This window comes from Nostoc sp., from assembly GCF_036919575.1.
Taxonomy (GTDB): domain Bacteria; phylum Cyanobacteriota; class Cyanobacteriia; order Cyanobacteriales; family Nostocaceae; genus Nostoc.
In genome coordinates this window covers 72,015-95,464 of record NZ_JBALBY010000104.1, presented here as the reverse complement: position 1 = coordinate 95,464, position 23,450 = coordinate 72,015, and the positions used below count along the sequence as shown (strand labels likewise).

The 23,450-nt window shown below is 41.3% G+C and carries 18 protein-coding genes, 1 tRNA gene and 1 pseudogene; 15 read left to right on the top strand and 5 right to left on the bottom strand.

Annotation, left to right across the window (positions count from 1 at the left end):
* The first annotated feature begins 314 nt into the window (after positions 1-314).
* The 3 genes from alr (at position 315) to V7K27_RS26215 (ending at position 1,733) form a co-directional block, all read left to right on the top strand.
* Positions 315-1,502: an alanine racemase gene (alr, locus tag V7K27_RS26225; RefSeq protein ID WP_334951186.1), complete on the top strand. Its 1,188-nt coding sequence runs from the start codon at positions 315-317 to the stop codon at positions 1,500-1,502.
* Between the two features lie 12 nt (positions 1,503-1,514).
* On the top strand, positions 1,515-1,682 hold the full coding sequence (locus V7K27_RS26220; protein ID WP_334951185.1) for a hypothetical protein: 168 nt from the start codon (positions 1,515-1,517) through the stop codon (positions 1,680-1,682).
* A tRNA-Leu gene (locus tag V7K27_RS26215) sits at positions 1,652-1,733 on the top strand. Before V7K27_RS26220 ends, V7K27_RS26215 begins: the two co-directional genes overlap by 31 nt.
* Before the next feature lie 304 nt (positions 1,734-2,037).
* Here the strand turns inward: V7K27_RS26215 and V7K27_RS26210 are convergent.
* Positions 2,038-2,373, bottom strand: a complete 336-nt coding sequence (locus V7K27_RS26210; protein WP_334951184.1) for a XisI protein — start codon at positions 2,371-2,373, stop codon at positions 2,038-2,040.
* A gap of 776 nt (positions 2,374-3,149) precedes the next feature.
* Here V7K27_RS26210 and V7K27_RS26205 point away from each other — a divergent pair.
* The 9 genes from V7K27_RS26205 (at position 3,150) to V7K27_RS26165 (ending at position 16,750) form a co-directional block, all read left to right on the top strand.
* The gene (locus V7K27_RS26205) at positions 3,150-4,217 is read left to right on the top strand and encodes a response regulator (RefSeq protein ID WP_334951183.1); all 1,068 of its coding nucleotides are present in this window, start codon (positions 3,150-3,152) and stop codon (positions 4,215-4,217) included.
* Between the two features lie 178 nt (positions 4,218-4,395).
* On the top strand, positions 4,396-4,761 hold the full coding sequence (locus V7K27_RS26200; RefSeq protein ID WP_334951181.1) for a four helix bundle protein: 366 nt from the start codon (positions 4,396-4,398) through the stop codon (positions 4,759-4,761).
* 52 nt (positions 4,762-4,813) lie between these two features.
* Positions 4,814-5,191 carry a response regulator gene (locus V7K27_RS26195; protein ID WP_334951179.1) on the top strand — a complete coding sequence of 126 codons (378 nt, stop codon included), beginning with the start codon at positions 4,814-4,816 and terminating at the stop codon, positions 5,189-5,191.
* Positions 5,192-5,195: 4 nt separating this feature from the next.
* On the top strand, positions 5,196-5,693 hold the full coding sequence (locus tag V7K27_RS26190; protein ID WP_334951178.1) for a chemotaxis protein CheW: 498 nt from the start codon (positions 5,196-5,198) through the stop codon (positions 5,691-5,693).
* A 62-nt stretch (positions 5,694-5,755) separates the two neighbouring features.
* On the top strand, positions 5,756-8,608 hold the full coding sequence (locus V7K27_RS26185; protein ID WP_334951176.1) for a methyl-accepting chemotaxis protein: 2,853 nt from the start codon (positions 5,756-5,758) through the stop codon (positions 8,606-8,608).
* Positions 8,609-8,809: 201 nt separating this feature from the next.
* Positions 8,810-11,860, top strand: coding sequence for a hybrid sensor histidine kinase/response regulator (locus V7K27_RS26180; RefSeq protein ID WP_334951194.1), 3,051 nt, complete (start codon positions 8,810-8,812; stop codon positions 11,858-11,860).
* 455 nt (positions 11,861-12,315) lie between these two features.
* On the top strand, positions 12,316-12,756 hold the full coding sequence (locus V7K27_RS26175) for a hypothetical protein (RefSeq protein WP_334951174.1): 441 nt from the start codon (positions 12,316-12,318) through the stop codon (positions 12,754-12,756).
* 72 nt (positions 12,757-12,828) lie between these two features.
* Positions 12,829-15,414 (top strand): NACHT domain-containing protein, encoded by a 2,586-nt coding sequence (locus V7K27_RS26170; protein ID WP_334951172.1) that lies wholly within the window; start codon positions 12,829-12,831, stop codon positions 15,412-15,414.
* An 889-nt stretch (positions 15,415-16,303) separates the two neighbouring features.
* The gene (locus tag V7K27_RS26165) at positions 16,304-16,750 is read left to right on the top strand and encodes a DUF29 domain-containing protein (protein WP_334951171.1); all 447 of its coding nucleotides are present in this window, start codon (positions 16,304-16,306) and stop codon (positions 16,748-16,750) included.
* Here V7K27_RS26165 and V7K27_RS26160 read toward each other — a convergent pair.
* Together V7K27_RS26160 and V7K27_RS26155 are read right to left on the bottom strand one after the other, a co-directional pair.
* Positions 16,747-16,902 (bottom strand): hypothetical protein, encoded by a 156-nt coding sequence (locus tag V7K27_RS26160; RefSeq protein ID WP_334951170.1) that lies wholly within the window; start codon positions 16,900-16,902, stop codon positions 16,747-16,749. The two genes, V7K27_RS26165 and V7K27_RS26160, sit on opposite strands and share 4 nt — an antisense overlap.
* A 149-nt stretch (positions 16,903-17,051) precedes the next feature.
* Complete coding sequence (locus V7K27_RS26155; RefSeq protein WP_334951169.1) at positions 17,052-17,336, bottom strand: DUF427 domain-containing protein; 285 nt, start codon at positions 17,334-17,336, stop codon at positions 17,052-17,054.
* A 784-nt stretch (positions 17,337-18,120) separates the two neighbouring features.
* Here V7K27_RS26155 and V7K27_RS26150 point away from each other — a divergent pair.
* On the top strand, positions 18,121-18,294 hold the full coding sequence (locus tag V7K27_RS26150; protein WP_334951168.1) for a hypothetical protein: 174 nt from the start codon (positions 18,121-18,123) through the stop codon (positions 18,292-18,294).
* 286 nt (positions 18,295-18,580) lie between these two features.
* Here the strand turns inward: V7K27_RS26150 and V7K27_RS26145 are convergent, their stop codons facing one another.
* Together V7K27_RS26145 and V7K27_RS26140 are read right to left on the bottom strand one after the other, a co-directional pair.
* Positions 18,581-20,776, bottom strand: coding sequence for a lytic transglycosylase domain-containing protein (locus tag V7K27_RS26145; RefSeq protein WP_334951167.1), 2,196 nt, complete (start codon positions 20,774-20,776; stop codon positions 18,581-18,583).
* Between the two features lie 292 nt (positions 20,777-21,068).
* On the bottom strand, positions 21,069-21,374 hold the full coding sequence (locus V7K27_RS26140; RefSeq protein WP_334951166.1) for a hypothetical protein: 306 nt from the start codon (positions 21,372-21,374) through the stop codon (positions 21,069-21,071).
* A 95-nt stretch (positions 21,375-21,469) separates the two neighbouring features.
* Between V7K27_RS26140 and V7K27_RS26135 the strand changes: the two are divergent.
* Positions 21,470-22,681 (top strand): annotated as a pseudogene (locus V7K27_RS26135) (RNA-guided endonuclease InsQ/TnpB family protein); the annotation flags it as partial.
* Positions 22,682-22,789: 108 nt separating this feature from the next.
* Complete coding sequence (locus tag V7K27_RS26130) at positions 22,790-23,440, top strand: hypothetical protein (protein WP_334951165.1); 651 nt, start codon at positions 22,790-22,792, stop codon at positions 23,438-23,440.
* The last annotated feature ends 10 nt before the right edge of the window (positions 23,441-23,450 follow it).

Below are 23,450 nucleotides of genomic sequence, written 5' to 3'. Positions count from 1 at the left end.
AATTCTTTGGCTTCTCATCACGATCCGCGTTACCCCACCCAAACCCTCCCCATATAAAGGGGAGGGAACTGGATTTTTTTCCCCCCTTGATAAGGGGGGATTAAGGGGGGTAAAACGCCTGTGGGATAAGCGTTTGGGCTTAAGTTGACACCAATGCCCCCAGCCCCTTCCCTTCTAGGGAAGGGGAGAAGATTCAAAGCTTCTCTTTTTTTTAGGAGAGAGGAATAGAGGTAAGGTCAGAGTGTATTGCATATAAACGAGAAGCGCTATAGATAATCTGGAAGCTTTGCTGTGGTGTGAAGGAGTAAGTACAAATGTTGAGTCATAAACAAACCCCAAGTTTTGCTGATAGTCAGGAGTGTGATACCTACGCGTGGTTCTCACAACGAGCCTGGGTAGAAATTGATTTAGGGGCGTTGTCGTACAATGTACAGCAACTGGTGCAGTTTTTATCGCCGCGTACCCAGTTGATGGCAGTAGTCAAAGCTGATGCTTATGGACATGGAGCGGTAACAGTGGCTCAAACTGTAATCCAGTCGGGAGCTAGTTGGCTGGGAGTCGCTACAGTTCCAGAAGCGATTCAATTGCGAGAAGGTGGGATTCAAGCGCCCATTTTGATTTTAGGGGCAACTCATACACCAGAGCAGATTCATGCGATCGCACACTGGAAACTTCAGCCCACACTCTGTAGCCCTAAACAAGCTTTGGTATTTTCCAATACCCTAGAATCGATGAATTATGGTTCTGCCATACCCGTACACATCAAATTAGACACGGGAATGTCCAGGTTGGGAACTAATTGGCAGCAAGCTGGTGAATTTGTGCAATTAGTGCAACGATTACCACATCTTGAGATAGCCAGTATTTATTCCCATTTAGCAACAGCAGATGATCCTGATACTACGGCAATGGAAGAACAGCATAAACGATTTGAGGATGCGATCGCTCAAATCAAAGCAATGGGAATCCAACCACCCTGCTTGCACTTGGCAAACTCAGCAGCTGCACTCACAGATCCAGCATTGCACTACGACATTGTGCGAGTCGGTTTAGCCGTTTACGGACTCTATCCAGCAACCCATTTACAAAATGCGATCGACCTCAAGCCCGTTTTGCAACTTAAAGCACGAGTCACCCAAGTTAAAACAATTGCCCCAGGAACGGGTGTCAGCTACGGTCATCAATTTATTGCCCCGCGTGAACTTCGCCTCGCCGTCGTCGGAATTGGCTATGCTGACGGTGTTCCTCGGAGTCTTTCCAACAAAATGCAGGCATTAATTCGCGGTCAGAGGGTGCCGCAAATCGGCACAATTACAATGGATCAGTTGATGCTGGATGTGAGTGCTATACCTAATATCCAAGAAGGAGAAGTAGTCACCTTACTAGGGGAACAGGGAAAAGAACAAATTTCAGCAGACGATTGGGCAGAACAACTAAACACTATTTCCTGGGAAATTCTCTGCGGGTTCAAGCATCGTCTGCCTCGTGTTGCAGTCATGTAATGGGCATTGGGCATGGGGCATTGTGAAAACACTTTCTTCATCCCCTTGTCTCCCTCATCTCCCTCATCTCCCTCATCCCCCTCATCCCCCTCATCTCCCTCATCCCCTCTTCCCATAAATAATTTCTTATGGTACAATAGTAAACTGATGCGGATATGGCGAAATTGGCAGACGCGCTAGATTTAGGTTCTAGTTCCGAAAGGAGTGAAGGTTCAAGTCCTTTTATCCGCACTTTTGATTGTCGCAAATCTATGAATTAATTCATCCTCAACTGCAAGCACGAAAGTCAGCTAGCCCTGGCGATTAGAAATCGCGGCTATACAAACGAAGTCCACCTCCGTGGACTAAGAGAAAATCAAGAGTTCTTAACCCACGAAGGTGGGTTTTGTCTGTGTAGCCGCGACTTCCAGTCGCCTGGTGCAATATATAAGATGACAAACGAGAACAAACACAACGGGTGTTTATTCGGCATCTTACCTGAAACTGCCACTGGGCGATGCCTGCGGCGGGCTACGCCAACGCATCTTGATAAAAATCAAGCGATCGCAAAATTAGTGTATTGTCTAACATCTTCTGGATGAAAAGCTAAAACAATTTTATCTTTGGGAATTCCTGCGGCTAGGAGTTCATTGGCAATGCCATATTCAGTCCCATCGCACTGAATCCAAATTTTTCCATGAATAATTTCAATATGAATAATACAACCATGAACTCGTTCTTCTCCCTGCCATCCCAAAGTCATTACTATGTAATTAGTAGCTGTGCGATCGATGATGAGCTTTATTTCTAATTGACGATTTGCATAGGGTATTTTTATATATTCAGTCAGAATCTCCTCGATGATTTGTTGATATTTTTCTAAGGTATCCATTGCACAATTACCTCTTGCTTTGGGTCAAATACAAGTAAACGTAAGCGGTTCTTTTTTAATAAAATCTTGGCGATGGGTTCGGTAAAAATTTCAGTGTAAGTTATCGTAAATAATTATACATTTAATACTTAATCTAGAGATATGGCGTAGTTTACAGCCGTTACATCAATAGTAGGAATAAACTGGCTGTGCAATGTCTACGACGGGCTACGCCTACGCACATTTTGGAGAACCAGAAAAATTCACCTGGAGAGTTGGTTAATTTCACGCCTTTTTCTGGTAATATTACTAGCCATTCTGAATTCTGTTTTATTTTTATCAAAAAAATCAGTATTATTGCTGTGGTCAAGCTGAAGTTAATCGATGCAAAGTGGCTTCAGATAGTCCTTACTTGCTTAAAGACTAGATTTTTCTTAAGTGTAAATACCGAAGTTAAAATATATTAATCTCTACAAAATCAGTATTATTCCTGTGGTCAGATCGGGGTTACTCAATGGAAAGTGGCTTCATCTACTCTTGGCATTTTTATGTCTTATTCTCGAAAGGTGTTTATAAATCTTGGTGACAGTAAATAAATTAATCACAATTTACGAATTTACTAAGATTTGCTCATCTAAAAATAACGCGTACTGTCGTTGAGTTTCACCACAAAGCTAGATGAAAACTGATGTACTTTAAAATACAAACCCGTCAGGACTTTTACTTGATTTAAATTGCGGAATAACTCTGCACGAATTTAGCTTACACGTATCGAATTTAGCTGAAGTAAAAGCAAAATGAGCACAACTCCTATAGGTAGCTACAGGTTGTTTCAGAAACTACATCCGCTATCTCTGTTGGCACAATTAACTAGTCGGCGTGCTACAGGTTGCTTAAGGGTATTTACTGCGATAGTTTCTTGGTCAATCTATCTAGAGGACGGTAAACTTACTTATGCCTCCTATTCAGATAAACTATTTGAGCGCCTTGACAGTCACTTGCGACGCTTGAATCAGCAAATTCCTGCTCTCAATGGTGATACTCGTATGCAGATGCGGCTGATGTTTGAGACGAAGAATGAACATCAATCAATACCAAATGCAGATTACCAAGCTATTTGTTGGTTAGTAAATCAGGACTATATCACCTCTGTGCAAGCAGCAAGCCTGATAGAGGAATTGGCAAAAGAAGTGCTGGAATCATTTCTGTGTTTAAAAGAAGGTAGCTATGAATTCAGTCCAGAAAGCTCTTTGGATGAACTACCAAAGTTCTGTCGCCTAGATTTGCGGTTACTTGTTGAACATTGTCAAAAGCAGTTACGAAATCGGAAAAATATCCAGTCATCAATTCCGGCTGGTGGGGGTTCCCAAGTTCTGTCTACAACACAACCCTCTCAAGTTCAGCCACAACTGCAAATAAAAGTTGGGCAAAAATTGCTGAGAACAATCAATTTTGATATTCCTGATCATAATAAAACTACTCAGCCACCTGTTGGCAAAAAACTATATACAATTGCTTGCATCGATGATAGCCAAACAGTTTTGAATTCCATTAAACACTTTTTGGATGAAAACACATTTTCAGTTGTAATGATCAACGATCCGGTAAAAGCTTTAATGCAAATTCTTCGGAGTAAGCCCGATCTGATTTTGCTAGATGTTGAAATGCCAAGTTTAGATGGCTACGAGTTATGTTCTTTATTGCGGAAACATTCAGCTTTTAAAAATACACCTATTATTATGGTGACAGGTAGAACAGGATTTATTGACAGGGCAAGGGCTAAGATCGTCAGGTCATCAGGATATTTGACCAAGCCTTTTACACAATCAGAATTGCTAAAAATGGTTTTTAAACATCTTGGTTAATTTAGGAGTCAGAATTCAGAATTCAGAATTCAGAATTCAGAATTCAGAATTCAGAATTCAGAATTCAGGAGTCAGAATTCAGGAGTCAGAATTCAGAATTTAGGAGTCAGGAGTCAGGAGTCAGAATTTAGGAGTCAGGAGTCAGAATTTAGGAGTCAGAATTTAGGAGTCAGAATAAATGAGACAGCCAGCGAAGACATTTCAAGACTTGATAGTTTGGCAGAAAGCACATCAATTTATTTTGTTAGTATACCCATTTACTGCTCACTTTCCTAAATCAGAAATATATGGGCTTACCTCTCAATTTAGACGGGCAGCAATTTCTATAGCAGCAAATATAGCGGAAGGATTTAAGAAAAAAGGATTAGCAGATAAAGGACGTTTTTTAAATATTGCACAAGGCTCTTTGGAAGAATGTCGTTATTATCTAATTCTTTCAAATGACCTAGAATATGGAGATTCTTCGGGATTAATACTTAAAATTGAGGAAGTTAGTAAGCTACTAACAAGCTATGCTAATTCCATTCTGATTCCTGATTCCTGATTCCTGATTCCTGATTAATATTTTTAATTTATTTTTTTAGGAGATTTATATAGTGAGCCTGACTTTGCTTGGCACAATTATGATTGTAGAAGATTCTCCCAGTGAATTGGAATTAATGAGCCATTATCTCAAAGAGAGTGGTTACAACGTCATTAAAGCTTCTGGTGGAAAAGAAGCTTTAGAAAAAGCTGTGTTAGAAAAACCAGATGCGATCGTTACTGATGTAGTGATGCCAGAAATGAGCGGATTTGAATTGTGTCGCTCTCTAAGAAGAAATCCGATTACTGCAAAAGTACCGATTGTGATTTGTAGTTCCAAAAATCAAGAAATTGACCGTTTGTGGGCGATGAGACAAGGTGCAGATGCTTATATAACTAAACCTTACACCCGCGAACATCTCCTACGTACTATTAAATCAGTGGTAATTTGAATCAATGACTAGTACAAACATTACTCTTTCTCCAAAACCAATCCAAAATAACTTAGCAGATGGTTATCTGAAGTTTCAGCTAAATCAACAAACTACTGCTGTTTTATCAATGACGCATACCCAAGAAGCAATTATTGTGCCTGTTGAATCTATCACCTCTATGCCCAATATGCCGCCCTGCATATTAGGTTTAATGAATTGGCGGAGTCGGATAATTTGGGTAGTTGATTTGCCAAGAATGCTCAATTTAGAATCTCTAGATTCTCGACTGCGACAATACAATACAATTATTATCCGAGTGGAATCATTGGTGTTAGGTTTAGTTGTGCAAGAAATAAAAGGTACAACCAAGTTTGTAGCTGATGCTATTCATTCTCCTATCGGACAAGTAGCATCCAGTTTAGTTCCTTATTTATGTGGGTGCGTTGTGCAACAGCAAGAAATATTACTGGTATTAGATGCAGAGGCAATTGTGCAGTCTTCTATTCTTCGCAGTGATTAGGGTGTACTACTAAAAAACAAGATTTTTAGTGTTCTTATTCACATACTTCGGAGAACTATTTTATGTTTAATAAAACCAACACGAATCAAGGTAATGGCGCTCAAAATCGAACATCATTGATTTCATCCCAAAAAGGTATTGGGACTGTAGTAAAGCCACCAACTAAGGCGACTACTGGAACTGGTAATAATTCTTCTTTGAATCAGGCTATTGCCTATTTTACAAGGCTGGGATTGGTTAAGAAAGCGACTATTTTAGCGATCGCAATCGGTACAATACCAGTATTGGGCATCGGCGCGATCGCTTTTAGTTTTGCCAACAAGTCGATTACTAAGCAAATTACTCAATCTCAACAAGCCGAAGCTACTGGTTTAAGTGATAAAATTAACCGCTTCATGTTGGAACGCTACGGGGATATTCGGGTAATATCAAGTTTGCCATTTCTGACAAGTCCCCAAGCTAGTATCAGTACCACTAATCAAGAAAAGCAAGCAGTCCTAAATCGCGTTGTCGAAGCTTACAAAGCTTATGACAGCATTGCTGTTTTCAATCGCCAAGGTAACTTGATTGTGCAATCTACAGGCGAACCTCTGGACAATCAAAAAGACCGTAACTATTTTCAAGAGGTTTTGCAAAAAGATGCTCCGATAATCAGCAAACCGGAAGCAGCAAAAAATACTGGTGTAGTGAGTATTTATATAGCTGCACCCGTGAAAGAGGCCAGGACAGGCCAAACTATTGGCGTGGTACAAGCACGTATGCCCGTAAAATCTTTAGAGGAAGTAATTAAAAACTACGTAGCCAATGGACAACAATATTATTTGCTCGATGCTTCGGGAAAAATTTTCTTGAGTCCCCAAAAGGAATTATTGGGGAAAGAAGCAAAGGGAGAGTATTCTAGTTTACCTAAACGGCTGGCAGCCAAAAAGGTAGATAGTTTTATAGAAGTTGCCAAAACTGACAAAAAACAAGAATTAGTTAGTTACGTACCAGCTAGTAAGTTAGATGGCTTGCCTGATTTAAACTGGCAGGTACTTTTATCTACAGATACAGCAATTGTATTTGAGCCGCAAAGACAATTATTGTGGACTATAGCCATCGGTACAGCACTGACAGCATTTATTGTCGCCGCGATCGCATCTCGGTTAGCTAAACTGACTACACAGCCAATTCTGAATGCAAGTGTGGCATTAGCAAAGCTAGGTCAAGGTAAATTTAATACCCGTCTGGAAATCGAAACAGAAGACGAATTAGGGTTATTGAGTGCAAATATCAACCAGATGGCCGAACAATTGCAGGTCTTAGTTAAGGAACAAGACCTTGATGTTGAAGGGGCAAAATTACTGGCAGATATTACCCTACGAATTCGGAAAATCCTCAAAACTGAAGATATCTATCACGCAGCAGTGCAGGAAGTTCAGCGATCGCTAAAAACAGACCGGGTAATCATTTATAATCTGAATCCAAATACTTGGGATGGCGTTGTCGCTGCGGAATCGGTAACTGATAATTGGCCGAAAATGCTCGGTGTGCAAATTGACGATCGCTATTTTCGGGAACGTTATATAGAAACTTATCACGATGGACAGGTGCAAGCGATCGGCGGCGTCGTTGCCGAAGGCATCGCCAATATTTCTCAAGACGAAAGTCTGAAAAATGCCGATAGTTACCTCAAATTGCTGGAAAAATTTGCTGTCAAAGCTAATTTGATCGTACCGATTTTTGCCCAAGAACAACTTTTAGGCTTATTAATTGCTCATGAGTGCGAAACTCCTCGTGTTTGGCAACAGCCGGAAATTGACTTGTTTCAACAGATAGCAACTCAAATCGGTTATGCCTTAGAACAAGCCAAGTTATTAGAAGAGATTGAAAAATCTAGAAATGTTGGCGTAATCGGGTCAGACGAAGAACGGCAACAAAAAGAAACACTGCAACAGCAACTTTTAGAACTGCTCAGTGATGTAGAAGGTGCAGCCAGAGGCGACTTGACAGTACGTGCAGACGTGACTCCTGGGGAAATAGGCACTGTTGCCGACTTTTTCAACTCCATTGTGGAAAGCCTCCGGGATATTGTTACCCAAGTTAAACAAGCTGCTACCCAGGTGAATACTGCCATTGGCTCTAACGAAGGAGCCATCCGCGACTTAGCAGAGTCAGCGCTCACACAAGCTGCCGAAATCAATCGCACCCTTGATGCTGTTGACAAAATGACCCAATCCATGCAAGCTGTAGCCCAAAGTGCCGAAAAAGCTGCCTTGATTGCCAACCATGCGACTCACACCGCTACCAAGAGTGGACACGCGATGGATTTGACAGTCCAAAATATCCTGTCTTTGCGGGAAACCGTTGCTGAAACTGCTAAAAAAGTCAAACGTTTGGGAGAGTCTTCTCAACAAATTTCCCGCGTGGTATCCTTGATTAACCAAATCGCCATTCAAACCAACTTATTAGCTATTAACGCTGGCATTGAAGCAGCGCGTGCAGGTGAAGAAGGTCAAGGTTTTGCCGTAGTTGCTGAAGAAGTCGGCGAATTAGCAGTACGCAGCGCCGCAGCAACCGAAGAAATTGAACAAATTGTTGAAAATATCCAACGAGAAACCAGTGAAGTGGTGCAGGCGATGGAAATAGGAACCACCCAAGTAGTAGAAGGTACTCAGATTGTGGAGGAAGCTAAACAAAGTCTGAGTGAAATTTTGGATGTATCCCGTCAAATTGACTCCTTAGTACAGTCGATTTCCACTGCAACTGCATCTCAGGTAGAAACATCGCAAAGTGTTAGCCAATTAATGAAAGATATTGCGGCTGTATCAAAACGTACTAGCGATTCTTCTCGCCAAGTTTCCGAATCTCTGCAACAAACTGTGGAGATTTCCCAGCAGTTGCAAGAGACTGTTGAGACTTTTAAAATTAGTTAAGCTTGTCATTTGTCATTTGTCCTTTGTCCTTTGTTAATGACCAATGATGAATGACTTTTGTTATTTGTCCGTTGTCATTTGTCCTTTGTCCTTTGTCCTTTGTCCTTTTACTAATGACCAATGACCAATGACTAATGACTAATGACTAATGACCAATGACTAATGACTAATGACCCATGATCAATGACTAAGGAAAAAACTATGTTAGAAGACAAAGAATTAGAAATCCAGATGCAGTTTTTGGAAGAAGCAACTGATTACTTGAATACTCTAGAAGGGGTATTGCTGGAAATCGATACTACTAACCGCATCGATTTAGATAAAATTAATGCTGCACTCCGGGCGACTCATTCTATCAAGGGTGGCGCGGGAATGATGGGATTTAGATCGCTAAGTGATTTAGCTCACCGTCTGGAAGATTCCTTTAAAGTTTTAAAAACTAAAAAAAATTCTCTAGAAATTGATACTCAGTTGCAAAGTTTATTGCTATCTGGAGTTGACTGGCTGCGTCAGATTGTCGAATTGCTTGCAGAAGGAAATGTTGTTGAAGACCAGTGGTTAGAAACCTTTTGTTACCCGATTTTTGATGAGTTGCACGATCGCTTGGGCGACCCCAACCCTGAAGATGCATCAACCATGCTATCCCCAGAAGATGGACAAAACGTTATCCCCTTGCTATTTGGAACAGAGGTAGAAGAGTGTTTGCAGCGTCTAGAATCTATATTGACAGATAGCGAACAGCCCGGATTGCATGAAGAAGTTGTGATGATGGCAGCTGAATTGGGCGGTTTGGGGGAAATGCTCCAGTTGGCAGCTTTTACCAAGCTTTGTGAGTCAGTAACGCAGCAATTGGAAACTGTGAGCAACGATCGCATTCCCGAAATTGCCCAGTTAGCATTGCTTGCATGGCGGCGATCGCAAGCTTTGATACTGACAAATCAACTAGATAACTTACCTACAGAAATTGACTTCGGTAGTTATACGCAATCCCAGCCACGATTAACAGCAGAAGTAATACCACAATTTAGCGCCACAGATACAGCTGATACAGAAGTAGCGTCAACATCTATTTGGCAACCAAAAATAACTCCAGAAACTTGGACTAAAGATGAAGCTATTGCAGCTAATTTTACATTTGTGGATGCAGAAGTTACAAATGATGTAAAGGCTGTCAATGTCACCGAGCAAAATCCAATATTTGCTAGAGAAAATAATCCTAAAGATACCAGAATTGGCGAAAGTAAAGTCGAGGCAGTTGGCGTTGGTAAAGAACGGGATATTCATGAAAATAGCGTCCGAGTTCCTAGCAAACAACTAGAGCAAATTAATGATTTATTTGGTGAATTGATTGTTCAGAGGAATGGTTTAAACTCGCAACTAGAAAAATTACGCAAACTCGTTCGTAACCTCAACCAGCGAGTCCAAGTTCTCGACCGAGAAAACCAGGAATTACGTACAGCCTACAAGAAAATTTCTCCTCAAGCTGCTTTGTCTGCTGGGGTGCGTAGACACGAAGTGGCTTGTCAACAGACATCGCAAGCTGAAAATGGTCATCAAACACAAGGTAAAAACAGCGAATTTGATGCCTTAGAAATGGATCGCTATAACGAATTAAACCTGCGATCGCAGGAAGTTATGGAAACCATTGTTCAGGTACAGGAAGTCACAACTGATGTGCAACTCAGTGTAGATGATACAGACCAAATTGCTCGGAAACTAAATAAAACATCAAAACAGTTACAGACCAAACTAAATCATATTCGGATGCGGCCTCTATCCGATTTAATCGAACGTTTTCCTAGAGCATTGCGCGATTTAAATGTAGAGTATGGTAAAAATGTCCAGTTAAAAATTGAAGGTGGTAACACTTTAATTGAACGCAGCATTTTAGAAGCATTAAACGAACCTTTAATGCACCTGTTAAGGAATGCTTTCGATCATGGTATCGAAGATTCAGCCACCCGCCGCCTTTTGGGTAAACCAGAACAAGGATTAATTGAAATTAAAGCTACCCACCGCAGTAATCGCACCCTAATTACCATACGTGATGATGGTTGGGGCATTTCTCTGGAGAAAATTCGCATCCGCGCCCTAGCGATGGGATTGGATGCTTCTCTACTTGCTAATGCTAGTGATGAAGAACTGTTATCACTAATTTTTGAACCAGGTTTTACCACCTCCGAGCATGTGACAGCATTATCTGGTCGCGGTGTCGGTATGGATGTAGTTCGCAACAACCTGAAACTGATTCGAGGTGATGTGAAAGTTGATACGGAACCTGGAGTTGGTACTACCTTTACTCTATCAGTACCATTTACACTTTCCGTTGCGCGAGTTCTGCTAGTAGAAATTAACAAAATGGTATTGGCATTTCCCACAGATGTCATTTCAGAAATATCTTTACTTCAAAACGATCAAATTTTCCAAATGGCAGGTAGCGAAGTTCTAAATTGGCAAGGAACCATGCTGCCACTGATTCGCCTGACTCGTTATTTAGAGTTTAATTGCCTGCGCTACGATAACCCAGAATTGGAAAGATCGCCAGCAATTAATACTAGCAGCGTGTTAGTAGTCAAAGGTAATAATCAGCCAGTAGCAATCCCAATAGACCGTTGCTGGGGTGAACAGGAAGTTGCTATTCGCCAAGTGGAGGGAAATATACCTTTACCTGAAGGCTTTAGCAACTGCACAATTCTCGGTGATGGTCGAGTAGTGCCACTAGTTAATGTCAATGAGTTGCTGTATTGGGTTGCTACAAATCGGCGGAGTCCCAAAGGCACTCAATTACCATCAGCAAGGTTAAAAACACCGTTCCTCATATTTGATGAAGACAAAATATCAGCAGCATCTGTTAAGCAGAAAGGCACAATTTTAATCGTCGATGACTCGATTAATGTTCGCCGCTTTTTAGCGTTGACTCTTGAAAAAGGAGGGTATCAAGTAGAACAAGCTAAAGATGGTCAAGATGCCTTAGAAAAACTCCATAGTGGATTGAGAGTTGAGGCAGTAATTTGCGATATTGAAATGCCTCGCTTAGATGGTTATGGCTTTTTAGGTAAGGTAAATTCAGACGCGGATACAAAAAATATCCCAGTTGCAATGCTGACTTCTCGTAGCAGCAACAAACATCGCCAACTAGCTATGCAATTGGGTGCTAGGGCTTACTTTTCTAAACCTTATAACGAGCAAGAATTACTGCAAACGCTGGAGGAAATAATTCATCCTGTAGCAGGAAAGGGCGCGTCTAATTAATAATTGTTAATTCATATTAGGTTTCAGATATTTTCTTAGGGTGCGTTACGCCAAAATTTAACGCCCCATTTTATACCAATTTGAAAAAAGAATGCGACAAACAGACCATTTGTAGAGACGCGATGAATCGCGTCTTTACCCAAGGATGTGTTAGAGACGCGATTCATCGCGTCTTTACCCAAGGATGTGTTGCAATCATTAATTGAATTGGTATTAGTATCCTGGCGACTATAAGTCGCGGCTACACAAACAAAACCCGCCTGCGCGGGTTAAAAGACTGATTTCTATCACAATACGCTTGGGTTTTTGAGACGCGATAAATCGCCGTCTCTACAATTGTTTTGGTCTTATCTGAACTGTATTAATTTATATCACTAATAATCGCCTAGCTTTTTCGTGATACTATTTGTGTCAATTGAAATAATTTCTACATAAACTCAATTTGTAGTGAATTTATGGTAACTGTAACACTGACGGCTGTTGCTACTGCGATCGCAACTACACTTTGGACTAAAGCACAAGAGAAAATCGGCGAAAACATTGGTGGTGCTTTATGGACGGCTCCTGGTAAGTTAATCGGATTACTCCGCCAGAAGAATAAATCGCCATTACTCACCACTGCTGTTGAGGCAAATGAACCGCAGCGATTAGATTATGGTCAAGCAGTGCTGGAACTAAAAGCAGCAGCAGACCAAGACCCAGAAATTGCTCAAGCTGTTGTGGAAGTGGAAGCAGCAGCAAAAGCAGAACCAAAACTCACTCAAAAAATTCAAGAAATAGAAAATACCCTCAAGTCTCAACAGCCAACAATTCAAAATCTGACGCAGCTAGCAGAAAAAATTGGGGTTGTAAATCAAGGACAGATAAATAACCAAACTAATAACTTCACGTTTTGACTACAGACGTCTCAAGGGGAGGATGAGACAAAGTTAACTCCTGATGACTGGCGTAAAGTCTGCCGTGAATTGTTGGCAGAACGGCGAAAGCTGACTACAAATCCTCTGACATCAACTCAAGGGGTAGCCTTGCAAGTTGATGATGTTTACGTACCACTAGGATTAATTGAGCGTAAAAAACAATCTAAACGTCAGAGCGATATTTCTCCAGAACAGGGTTCAGAACTGTACAAGGAAACAGAAATCACCAAAACATTTGAGCATAATGCTTTTCTTGAAGAAGTTCTCAAACAGAAGAACACGCCTAAAAGTAAAGGTAAGCGAATTGCGATTATTGGTGAACCAGGAGCAGGAAAGACAACACTATTACAGCAGATTGCTGCTTGGGTATCTCGTGAGATTGACCAGTCGATTGTCATTTGGGTATCTTTAGCAGATTTGCGAGGTCAGGAACTAAAATCTTATCTGTTCGAGACTTGGTTAACTCAGGTGGCTGAGAAAAGAGGTAAAGCTGAAGCCACTAAGCAACTGAAGGATGATTTTGTTGCTCTATTTAATCAAAATAATGTGTGGTTGCTGCTAGATGGGTTAGATGAAATGTCCGCATCTTCAGGTAATCCTCTAACAGAAATTGCCCGACAATTCCGTGAAGCAGGATTAATTTCTCAAGCGCGAATTGTGCTGACTTGTCGGGTTAATCTGTGGGATGGCAGCAGTAATGCACTTGATGATTTTGATACTTATCGCAGTTTAGATTTTTCTTATCCAGAACAAGTAGAGAAATTTATTCACAAATGGTTTACTGCTCCCGAAACTGGAAAACAGTTATGCACTGCCTTAAAGAAATCAGGTAAAGAACGGATTCAGGATTTAGTGAAAAATCCTCTGCGGTTGACGCTGCTTTGCTTGAGTTGGCAATCAGGAGATGGTAAATTACCCGATACTCAAGCGGGACTCTATCAGCAATTTGTTGATGACTTCTACAAGTGGAAAAAAGAGGAATTTGCTACAAACTATGACCAGCGTCAGCAACTTAATATTAAATTGGGGGAATTAGCTAGAGAAGCAATAGACAAAGAAGCAACCCGTTTTCGCTTGCGGCAGGATTTTGTAAATCGCTTCTTGGGAGATGCTAATGATGAAAAGTCGCTGCTAAAACTGGCACTAAATCGCGGCTGGCTGAACTGTGTAGGGATAGATACAAATAGAAAACCTGCTTATGCTTTCTTTCATGCCTCATTTCAAGAGTACTTTGCTGCTAAAGCAATTGATGACTGGCATTTCTTTCTCAACCACATTCCCAAAAATCCCAGTCAAGGAACTTATCGCATCTTTGAACCGCAATGGAAGCAAACAATATTACTTTGGTTAGGGCGACCAGAAGAAAACCTCAAACAGCAAAAGCAAGAGTTTATTGATGCTTTAGTGAACTTTAAAGACGGATGCGGTAAGTGGAATAGAGAAAAAGGATTTTATGAATATCGCGCTTATTTTTTAGCTGCCGCAGGAATCACAGAGTTTAAAGGTTATTCTAGAGCAGATGAAATAGTAGCGCAAATTGTCAAGTGGACAATTAATGGTTTAAGTTCAATTGGACAGGAAGCTTGGTCAGCACTGCAACAGACAGACCGTATAAAAGCGATCGCTGCCTTGATGCAACTGCTGCAATCAAAAAATGTGGATGAGAACACCCGTAAGAGGGTAGCAGAAAGCTTAGGGGAAATCGGCACTGGCAATGAAATTGCGATCGCTGCTTTAGTGCAACTGCTGCAATCAAAGAATGTGGAAAACTATACCCGTAGGGAGGCAGCAGAAAGCTTAGGGAAAATCGGCGCAGGTAATAAAAATGCGATCGCTGCTTTGGTGCAACTGCTGCAATCAAAAAATTTAGATGATGACACCCGTAAGAGGGCAGTATATAGCTTAGGGAGAATCGACCCAGGTAATAAAATTGCGATCGCTACCTTGGTGCAACTGCTGCAATCAACTAATGTGGATGACGACACCCGTGGGTGGTCACCATCAAGCTTAGGGAAAATCGGCACTGGCAATGAATTTGCGATCGCAGCCTTAGTGCAACTGCTGCAATCAACTAATCTGGATGACAACACCCGTATACAGCCAGCAGAAAGCTTAGGAAAAATTGACCCAGGCAATAAAATTGCGATCGCAGCCTTGGTGCAACTGCTGCAATCAACTAATGTGTCTGACTACACCCGTATGCAGGCAGAATATAGCTTAGGACAAATCGGCACTGGGAATGAATTTGCGATCGCCGCCTTGGTGCAACTGCTGCAATCAACTAATCTGGATAACTACACCCGTAGGCATGCAGCATATAGCTTAGAGAAAATAGACCCAGGCAATGAAAAAGCGATCGCCGCCTTGCTGCAACTGCTGCAATCAACTACTGTGGATGACTCTACCCGTAGGAACGCAGCATCAAGCTTAGGGGAAATTATACAGAATAATCAGCATCGCATTGCTGTAGTGAAAGCTTTAAGTAGTTATTGGCGATTGGATGATTACTACAATTTAGCTTGGAAGTGCGCCCAGAATATGCCTTACCCCGATTTCTATCAAGCTTGGCATCAGCATAATGTTGCTACTCGTGCGATGCAAAGCTTAAAGAAAATCCTCTTCACAAGAATAATTTAAGTACTTTTGCAGCAGCAACGTTACAAATAAAGTTGCCGTGATCACAACAGCTTGTCCACTCGTTACGAAGACAGACACGGACTTTACGAATGTTTGTCTGTTAGCAACAACAGCTTAAGCATTTATTATAAATGGATACTCATTTGCTGCGATCGCAGCGATCGCGTAATCATTATAACAAATTCTTAAAATCTAAGCTAACAAATTAAGCATTAATTATAAATGGGTACTCCTGTATCGTAATGGAGTACTCCTGTATCGTAATGGGGTACTCCTATATCGTAATGGAGTACTCCGATATCGTATTGGGGTACTCCTTTATCGTATTGAAGTACTTATTTATCGTATTGAGGTACTTATTTATCGTAATGGGGTACTTATTTATCGTAATGAGGTACTTATTTATCGTAATGGGGTACTTATTTATCGTAATGGGGTACTCGTTTGTTATAAATGCTGGCACCTTAGTAACAAAAGTTTGTTTATTTCTAGCAAATGCTTGAGCAAACCTGATTAGTATAGAAGTTACCGTAACAAATGGCTCCGCTTGTTTTTTTAGGTCATGCCTTTTGCTTGTTAGCCTTAATTATAAAGTTATATCAGTGGCAGTAAACCGCACACCAAGCGATCGCGCAATTATAGCTATTTGCTGCTTTTGTATTGCACTTGGATCATTAAAATTCAAGATGAAACCATAGTCCAGAAATGCAGGTCTTCCTAAAGCTACCGATGATGTGAGTTAAAATACTGATATATTCATAACTACCCACGTAGAACGCCCCAAAAAAATGCGTGGGCTTTGCCCACCGTAGGTATCGCTATGCTTTTAAAATTTTGTTAACCCTTTGGTTAAACTATTACTAAAGCACCCTCAAGTTTTTAATTAATTATGACTCAATCACCAGTAAAAACTCTCTATGAAACAGACCTTGCATTGTGGATTGAGCAGACTGTCAATAGCTTACAATCCCAAGATTATAGCAATGTAGACTGGGAAAATTTAATTGAGGAGATAGAAGGATTGGGGAGGAGAGATAGACGTGAATTAGAAAGTCGTTTGACAACTTTATTTGAACACGCCTTAAAACGGAATTATGTAAATTTACCAGAATGTTATGGCGGTTGGGAAGCAACAATTAGCCGCACACAACAGGAATTAAGTCGTATTCTTCGAGATTCCCCTAGTCTGCGTAATTATTTCTTAACTATATATAATGAATGTTATAAAAATGCACATAAAAACATCACTAAGGAATATGAAACAAAATTTCCTGATGATAGTCCTTTTCCTAATGATGTAGAAACATTATTGAATGAAAGTTTTTGGTGTTGTTAAAAACCTGTAGCAGTAGGGTGTATTACGGCTTTGCTATCACGCACCATGTTACTATCAACTCTGGTGATTTTATATTGAGACAGAATCAAGTGCGATCGCTGGTAGTCTGACTTGGCTGGCGAAGAGAAAGCAAGCAGCATTTCCCAAGGCATAAGTATAATTACGTCTTAGAATAAATTTGCTAAGTAGTTTAAATACGAAGCCCGCTCAGACTTCTCTCTGTGCGGGCTAATTATTTTATGGGCAATTAGCCGAACATAATATCAATTCCCTGAAAATAAAATACTTCCAGGAACCTTTATTAAGCCTCAACTTTTACACCCTTCCAGAAGGCTACATAACCTTCAATATTCTTAGCCTTCTCTTTAGTGCTGGGATAGTACCAAGCAGCGTCTTTATTAATTTCCCCATCAACGTCAATACTGTAGTAGCTGGCGACGCCTTTCCAAGGACAAGTGGTGTGGGTGTTACTTTCTGTGAAGTACTGCTTGTTAATGGTGTCAACAGGGAAATAATGGTTGCCTTCCACAACTACGGTATTATCACTCTCGGCTAAAACTGCTCCATTCCAAATTGCTTTCGGCATAAATGACTTTGTAAATAAACTATACATATAACATTTTGACACTATCAGCTTATTTGTAGTGAATTTATGGAACCTGTGATGCTGACGGCTGTTGTGACTGCAATACCTGCGGTGGTCACTGAGCTAAGTCGTACCCTTCGGGATCTTGCTACGCGCAGCGTCTCGTAGAGAAGTGTGGACTGCGCCAACGCTACCATCTGAGAGTGCTAAGTAAGCTCAAAAGCATTAATTACAATCACTTTTATTTATGTATTTAAGAAACAAAAACATTTGCTTCTATCAGAAATACTTTCTAGCATATTGGTATGCAAACTTAATTAGCCAAATTCCCAATTTATCAAACAGCAATATTGGCGCCAGTCGTCAGAATACAGGAAAGGTATTCTGAACGAAAAAGCGGATGAATAATCGGCGTTTTTGCACCCCCGCAAAACTAGAATTTTTGGTGGTAACAGAGCAGCCCCGAAGTGTGGTGCAACAATTCAGTCGCGGGTCTCTCTTACAAAGTTGCTCCTCTACAGCGCTTCTGGTGCGTCCGCAAAGCGATCGCGCATCCTGCGGCGGGGGAGACCCCAAGACCGCAATGCAGCGCTGAATCCCCGACTGATTGATTCTGAATTCTGGATTCTGAATTCTGGATTCTGGATTCTGAATTCTTCTTCAAAAAACAGTGGACTCTCTTCTAGAGATCACTGACTAATTGTACTTTGTTCTAGTTGGGGATAACTCTATGAAACTTACAAACTTGATAAATTCTGCACATATTGTTCTTTGGATTAATTCTATGTCTAAAATCATTAGCCTTCATACAGCTAAAAATAACAATAGTGGCGCATCGATAAATACAGCCGTCAACTCTGACGTTTTACCTAGTGATTCCACGAATGTTAATTACCTCAAACCCTTTGATACTGCTTTTATTGCTTATCAAATGATGGGTCTTAGCAATTTTGAATGATCTAAGTTACGTCTGTGCTTTTGAGTTGTAAATTACATCAATCGCCTCACCCTCTCAACAGAAAAAACAGCGTAGGCGCAGCCCCACCTTAACTATGTGTAAAATTTCGTGACACATCACTAGACTATGAGTTGTGAACTTTGAATTAAAAAATTGCTTTACAGCAGGTTTCATGTATTTGAACCACATCTGTCGTAGGGGCACAGCATTGCTGTGCCCCTACCGCCTGGTCTATTTACCTGAAAATTGCTTTAACTCAACATTCACAACTCATAACTTTCTCAGATTATCGCGCCGGTAGTTGTGGGTGTGTAGTCGAGTACTTGGCGACAACGCCAGAAATCTCAGGGTTGTAAAGCCTCAGATAATTCCAGTAGTTGCCAAATACTTGCCGCACATAATTTTTGGTTTCATCAAAGGGAATTTGTTCAACAAACTCATCTGGATCTTTTGTAGTTAGAGTTTGCAACCATTTGGAGACATTGCCAGGGCCAGCATTGTAACTAGCGATCGCTAACAGGGAGTTATTGTTATATTGCTGATGGGTGTGATCCAAATACCATGTACCCAGCATGATGTTATCGTTGGGATTTTCTAAGTTTATAGTTTTGATATCCACCTTGATTTGTGGGGCAATCCATTGAGCTGTACTCGGCAACAGCTGCATTAAACCAGTAGCATTAGCAACGGATTTGATTTTTGGCTCAAACCGTGACTCCTGACGAATTAAGGCAGTAACTAACAGAGGATTGAGTTTACGCTCAGTAGACCACTTTTCAATCTCCCGGAGATAGGGAAATGGATAACGGGCTTGCCAGTAGGTAATTTGCTTGCTTAAAGTTTGATATTGGGCAAGTTCAGCTGGTATTTCCCGATCTTCCAATTTAGAAATTTTATCAATTCCGATGAGATTTTCGCCCTTAGCCTGCCGCATCAACCCTTCAGTAAATTGCTCTGCTACCGTTGGCTGAATTTTGTTCTGAAATTCTGTCTGCCATTGTAACCAAGCATCGCGGTCTTGACCCAGCAGATATAATTCTTTGAAAGTTTCAGAACCAGCAGGCGGTAATGGACGCTCTTGTGCGATTACTTCTGGGTTCATGACGCGCACGTTGTCAAAGTTGCCAACATTTAGCCCCAGCATCGTCGCGGCTCGCCATGCATAGTAAGAGTAGGGAAATTGACTAATCACATACTCATAAGCAGTTTGAGATTGCTGCTGTTTCCCTAGCAAAGCTGCCCATTTTCCTACCCAAAAGCCTGCTCTCGGAGCCAAAATGCTGTTGGGATTGTTGGTGACAATTGGTTCTGCCCATTGCCAAGCACCGACGTAATCTTTAGCTTTGGCTTTGTCTTGGGCGATTTTCCAGCGATACTCTGCTGCTTCGTCAGAATTGCCGTATTTGGCTATGAGTAATTGCCACGCTTGGCTAGCTGACTTTTGATTATTCGTGGCTTGGAGAATTTTGGCTTTTTGTGCCAGTGCAGTACCAGCTTGTTTGGGAAATTTACTAATTACCTGTTCAAGATAGGGTAAGCCGTCTTTAGGTGTTTTTGCCATTTCTGCTAAACGCAGTAGAGCATTTCCAGTTTCTTCGCTATTTGGAAATTGCTGTACTAGTTGTTTATAGGTAGCGATCGCTTTTTCTTGATCTTTGCCTCCTACCTGTAACCCCCGTGCGGTGCGGTAGAGGTTGCGCGATGTTTTGGGTGCGTTGGCATAAGCATTCGCCGCTTTCAGAAATTGATTATTTTCCCAATAGCTTGTACCAATCAGTTCCCAGTCTTCGGCTTTCAGGGTAGACTCTTTTACTAACTGATCCAAAACGCCCACTATCCCTGGTTGGTCATAGGCATATTTAGCCAAAATTAATTGTAATTGTGGCTGATTGGGATTTTCTTGCAAGCGTTTGCGAATAATTTCCCAAGTCAGAGGATTAGAAGGAAATTGAGCGATCGCGGTTTCTTGTTGCTTCGGTTGAGCAATCAGATATAGTGCTTTCACGCTGGCCGCTTCTTTGGGATACTGTTTCAGCACGCTTTGCCTGAGATCCGAAGCTTTGCCATCCTCGCCCAGTATATCTTCTGCCTGCGCCTGTTTCAGCAAAATGTAGGGCGCAAGAATGGCATAGTCTTTCTCTAATCCGTCCAGTAAAACCAGCGCTTTTTTTGCTTGGGTTCTTTCAATGTAATCACTCGCCAAAAGATAACGAGCGCGATTTCGGTCTGGCGAACTAGACTGTGCTGCGATCGCTGCTAGTTTTGCCGCCCGTTCTGGCAGAGATTCTGATACCAGCGCAAAGACGGCGGATTGGGCAATGTTACCCTCTGATGTTTGCTCTGCTTGGTTTTGACTCAGTTTGAGCCATTTACCCAAAGACTTGCCAATCTCAGGTGCTGATACCATTGCCCCAGCTAAAAAGGCAAACAGTGCTGCACCCGCAATTATCGAAATTTGCTTTTTCTGTAGTTTCTTCAGCATGAATACCCGCTGAAAAGTTCCGGTGAATTTCTTGAAACTCTAACACTCCTAACCATCAGTGTTACCAATTTTTAATTTTAGATTTTTAATTTTATGTAGAAAAACCCTAATTTTCAATCCTACCTTTAGCAGTATTGAGTAGATAGCACATTTTAGATACTATTACATCTATCTTGGGTACTTGATAAGATTCATATTGCTAGATGCAAATAATCTCTGCTACTCATTTGACCATATTGGGATGTTCCGGTGCAGCGACTTGTTATGCTGCGATCGCCTCCAATGAATGCATTTACCCCACAGCCAGCAATTCATTCAGCTTGCTCTTCAAGTCTGGCGATGCCATTAGTGGTTTATAGACTTCACCTTCATAGAGTTTCCAAACATATCTAGGGCTGAATGGTGTGAACGCTGAAGAGGAGCCAACTGCTTGCCAAACTGTTTCAGCTAAAACCAATCCCGGAAACGCCAAAGTAGAAGACTCTTCAATCAATTCGCTATAAGTTCTAAACTCATCTACTTCCACGCCCACCAAGGCATACCGAAAAAGTGGAGCAGACTGTAAACGTTGATACAGCAAAATACCCAGTTCCGTCATCAGATAAGCACTTTCTGGTGTATCAGTTCCAATCTCACTAATACCACTGAGACAAACTCGACACCACCAGTTCTCCTCTAGTTTGCACAGAAGCCAATAACTTAATTAACTGTGGTATTTACTACTCTCGACAGTTTTATTTTAAGACGGGCAAATTTCCAAGCAGAGTGGATTTAATTACCGCAGTTGGTTTGAGTCAAAAAAACAAACATTATCAAGCACTTTACTCTGATACAGCCCAACAGATTCTAACTGGCGTTGCAGAATCCTTTAAGTCTTTTGTTGGGTTGTTGAAAGGTATAAAAAACGGTACGGTTACTCAAAAACCAAGACTGCCAAATTATAGAACATCTGGTGGTTTAGCAGTTGCTACTTTTACCGGAAGATCCATAAAACTAAAAGACGGGATGCTGAGATTTCCTTTAGGAAGTTTGGTAAAAACTTGGTTTGGTGTTGATGCCTTTTATCTACCAATGCCGTCAAATTTAGATTTCAAGGATATCAGAGAGGTTAGAATTTTACCAAGAAACAGATGCTTTTATGCTGAGTTTGTCTACAAAAAAGACACAACAAAAGTTTCGCTTGATAAGTCTAATGTATTAGGAATTGACCACGGAATAGATAACTGGTTGACTTGTGTATCAAATACTGGAACATCTTTTATCGTTGACGGATTGCATCTCAAAAGCATTAATCAGTGGTACAACAAGTCAGTTGCCAACATCAAAGAAGGAAAACCGCTTTCTTTTTGGTCAAGTCGACTTGCAGTAATTACAGAAAAACGTAATCGTACAATGCGAGATGCTGTAAACAAAGCTGCAAGAATTGTAATTAACCATTGCATAGAGAATAAAATCGGCACTATCGTTTTTGGATGGAATGACGGGCAAAAAGACGGCGCTGACATGGGTAAAAAGAACAATCAAAAGTTTGTTCAGATTCCCACAGCTAAACTAAAAGACCGTATTGAACAACTGTGTAAACAATACGGAATAGATTTTATCGAAACCGAAGAAAGCTATACCTCTAAGACATCGTTCCCAGATAATGATGTTCTACCTACAATCGGTGCAAAACCCGACGGGTGGAAAAGCAGTGGTATTAGAATCAGCAGAGGTTTGTTTAAAACAGCAAGCGGAATCAAAATAAACGCGGACTGTAACGGAGCCGCGAATATTATTCGCAAAGTAGCGATGATAGCTAAATTTAATTTGGCTGGAATCAGTAGAGGTTGTTTAAGTCAACCTAAGAAAGTTCTTTTATGGACTCTTCAGAAATCCCCGCGTCTTCAGACCGGGGAAGCTTAAACCCTCAGATCCTTGAAAATTGATCGTATATTATCCTAGCAAAAAGTAGGGTGGGCATTTGCTTACCACATCTGAGTGAGGCGATCGCTTCCAAAATGCTACTATGCCTTGGCCAAGCCCGCCGTAGGCATCGCCGATATAACAAATGGAGTCGCCGATATAGCAAATGCGATCGCCGATATAACAAATGGAGTCGCCGATATAACAAATGGAGTCGCCGATATAACAAATGGAGTCGCCGATATAGCAAATGGAGTCGCCGATATAACAAATGGAGTCGCCAATATAGCAAATGGCATCGCCGATATAGCAAATGCGTTGGCGAAGCCCGCCGTAGGCATCGCCGATATAGCAAATGCGTTGGCGAAGCCCGCCGTAGGCATCGCCGATATAGCAAATGGAGTCGCCGATATAGCAAATGCGATCGCCGATATAACAAATGGAGTCGCCGATATAACAAATGGAGTCGCCGATATAACAAATGGAGTCGCCGATATAGCAAATGGAGTCGCCGATATAACAAATGGAGTCGCCAATATAGCAAATGGCATCGCCGATATAGCAAATGCGTTGGCGAAGCCCGCCGTAGGCATCGCCGATATAGCAAATGCGTTGGCGAAGCCCGCCGTAGGCATCGCCGATATAGCAAATGGAGTCGCCGATATAGCAAATGCGATCGCCGATGTAGCGGTTCTCGAATGGATGCAATACACTTTGACCTCTCTCCAAACCTCTCTCCTAAAAGGAGAGAGGCTTTGAATCTTGCTCC

Bases quoted from the DNA above. Each gene is read 5' to 3' on its own strand.
- alr (WP_334951186.1), top strand. From the start codon at position 315: ATGTTGAGTCATAAACAAACCCCAAGTTTTGCTGATAGTCAGGAGTGT.
- V7K27_RS26220 (WP_334951185.1), top strand. From the start codon at position 1,515: ATGGGGCATTGTGAAAACACTTTCTTCATCCCCTTGTCTCCCTCATCT.
- V7K27_RS26210 (WP_334951184.1), bottom strand. From the start codon at position 2,373: ATGGATACCTTAGAAAAATATCAACAAATCATCGAGGAGATTCTGACT.
- V7K27_RS26205 (WP_334951183.1), top strand. From the start codon at position 3,150: ATGAGCACAACTCCTATAGGTAGCTACAGGTTGTTTCAGAAACTACAT.
- V7K27_RS26200 (WP_334951181.1), top strand. From the start codon at position 4,396: ATGAGACAGCCAGCGAAGACATTTCAAGACTTGATAGTTTGGCAGAAA.
- V7K27_RS26190 (WP_334951178.1), top strand. From the start codon at position 5,196: ATGACTAGTACAAACATTACTCTTTCTCCAAAACCAATCCAAAATAAC.
- V7K27_RS26185 (WP_334951176.1), top strand. From the start codon at position 5,756: ATGTTTAATAAAACCAACACGAATCAAGGTAATGGCGCTCAAAATCGA.
- V7K27_RS26180 (WP_334951194.1), top strand. From the start codon at position 8,810: ATGTTAGAAGACAAAGAATTAGAAATCCAGATGCAGTTTTTGGAAGAA.
- V7K27_RS26175 (WP_334951174.1), top strand. From the start codon at position 12,316: ATGGTAACTGTAACACTGACGGCTGTTGCTACTGCGATCGCAACTACA.
- V7K27_RS26165 (WP_334951171.1), top strand. From the start codon at position 16,304: ATGACTCAATCACCAGTAAAAACTCTCTATGAAACAGACCTTGCATTG.
- V7K27_RS26160 (WP_334951170.1), bottom strand. From the start codon at position 16,902: ATGCCTTGGGAAATGCTGCTTGCTTTCTCTTCGCCAGCCAAGTCAGAC.
- V7K27_RS26155 (WP_334951169.1), bottom strand. From the start codon at position 17,336: ATGCCGAAAGCAATTTGGAATGGAGCAGTTTTAGCCGAGAGTGATAAT.
- V7K27_RS26150 (WP_334951168.1), top strand. From the start codon at position 18,121: ATGTCTAAAATCATTAGCCTTCATACAGCTAAAAATAACAATAGTGGC.
- V7K27_RS26145 (WP_334951167.1), bottom strand. From the start codon at position 20,776: ATGCTGAAGAAACTACAGAAAAAGCAAATTTCGATAATTGCGGGTGCA.
- V7K27_RS26140 (WP_334951166.1), bottom strand. From the start codon at position 21,374: ATGACGGAACTGGGTATTTTGCTGTATCAACGTTTACAGTCTGCTCCA.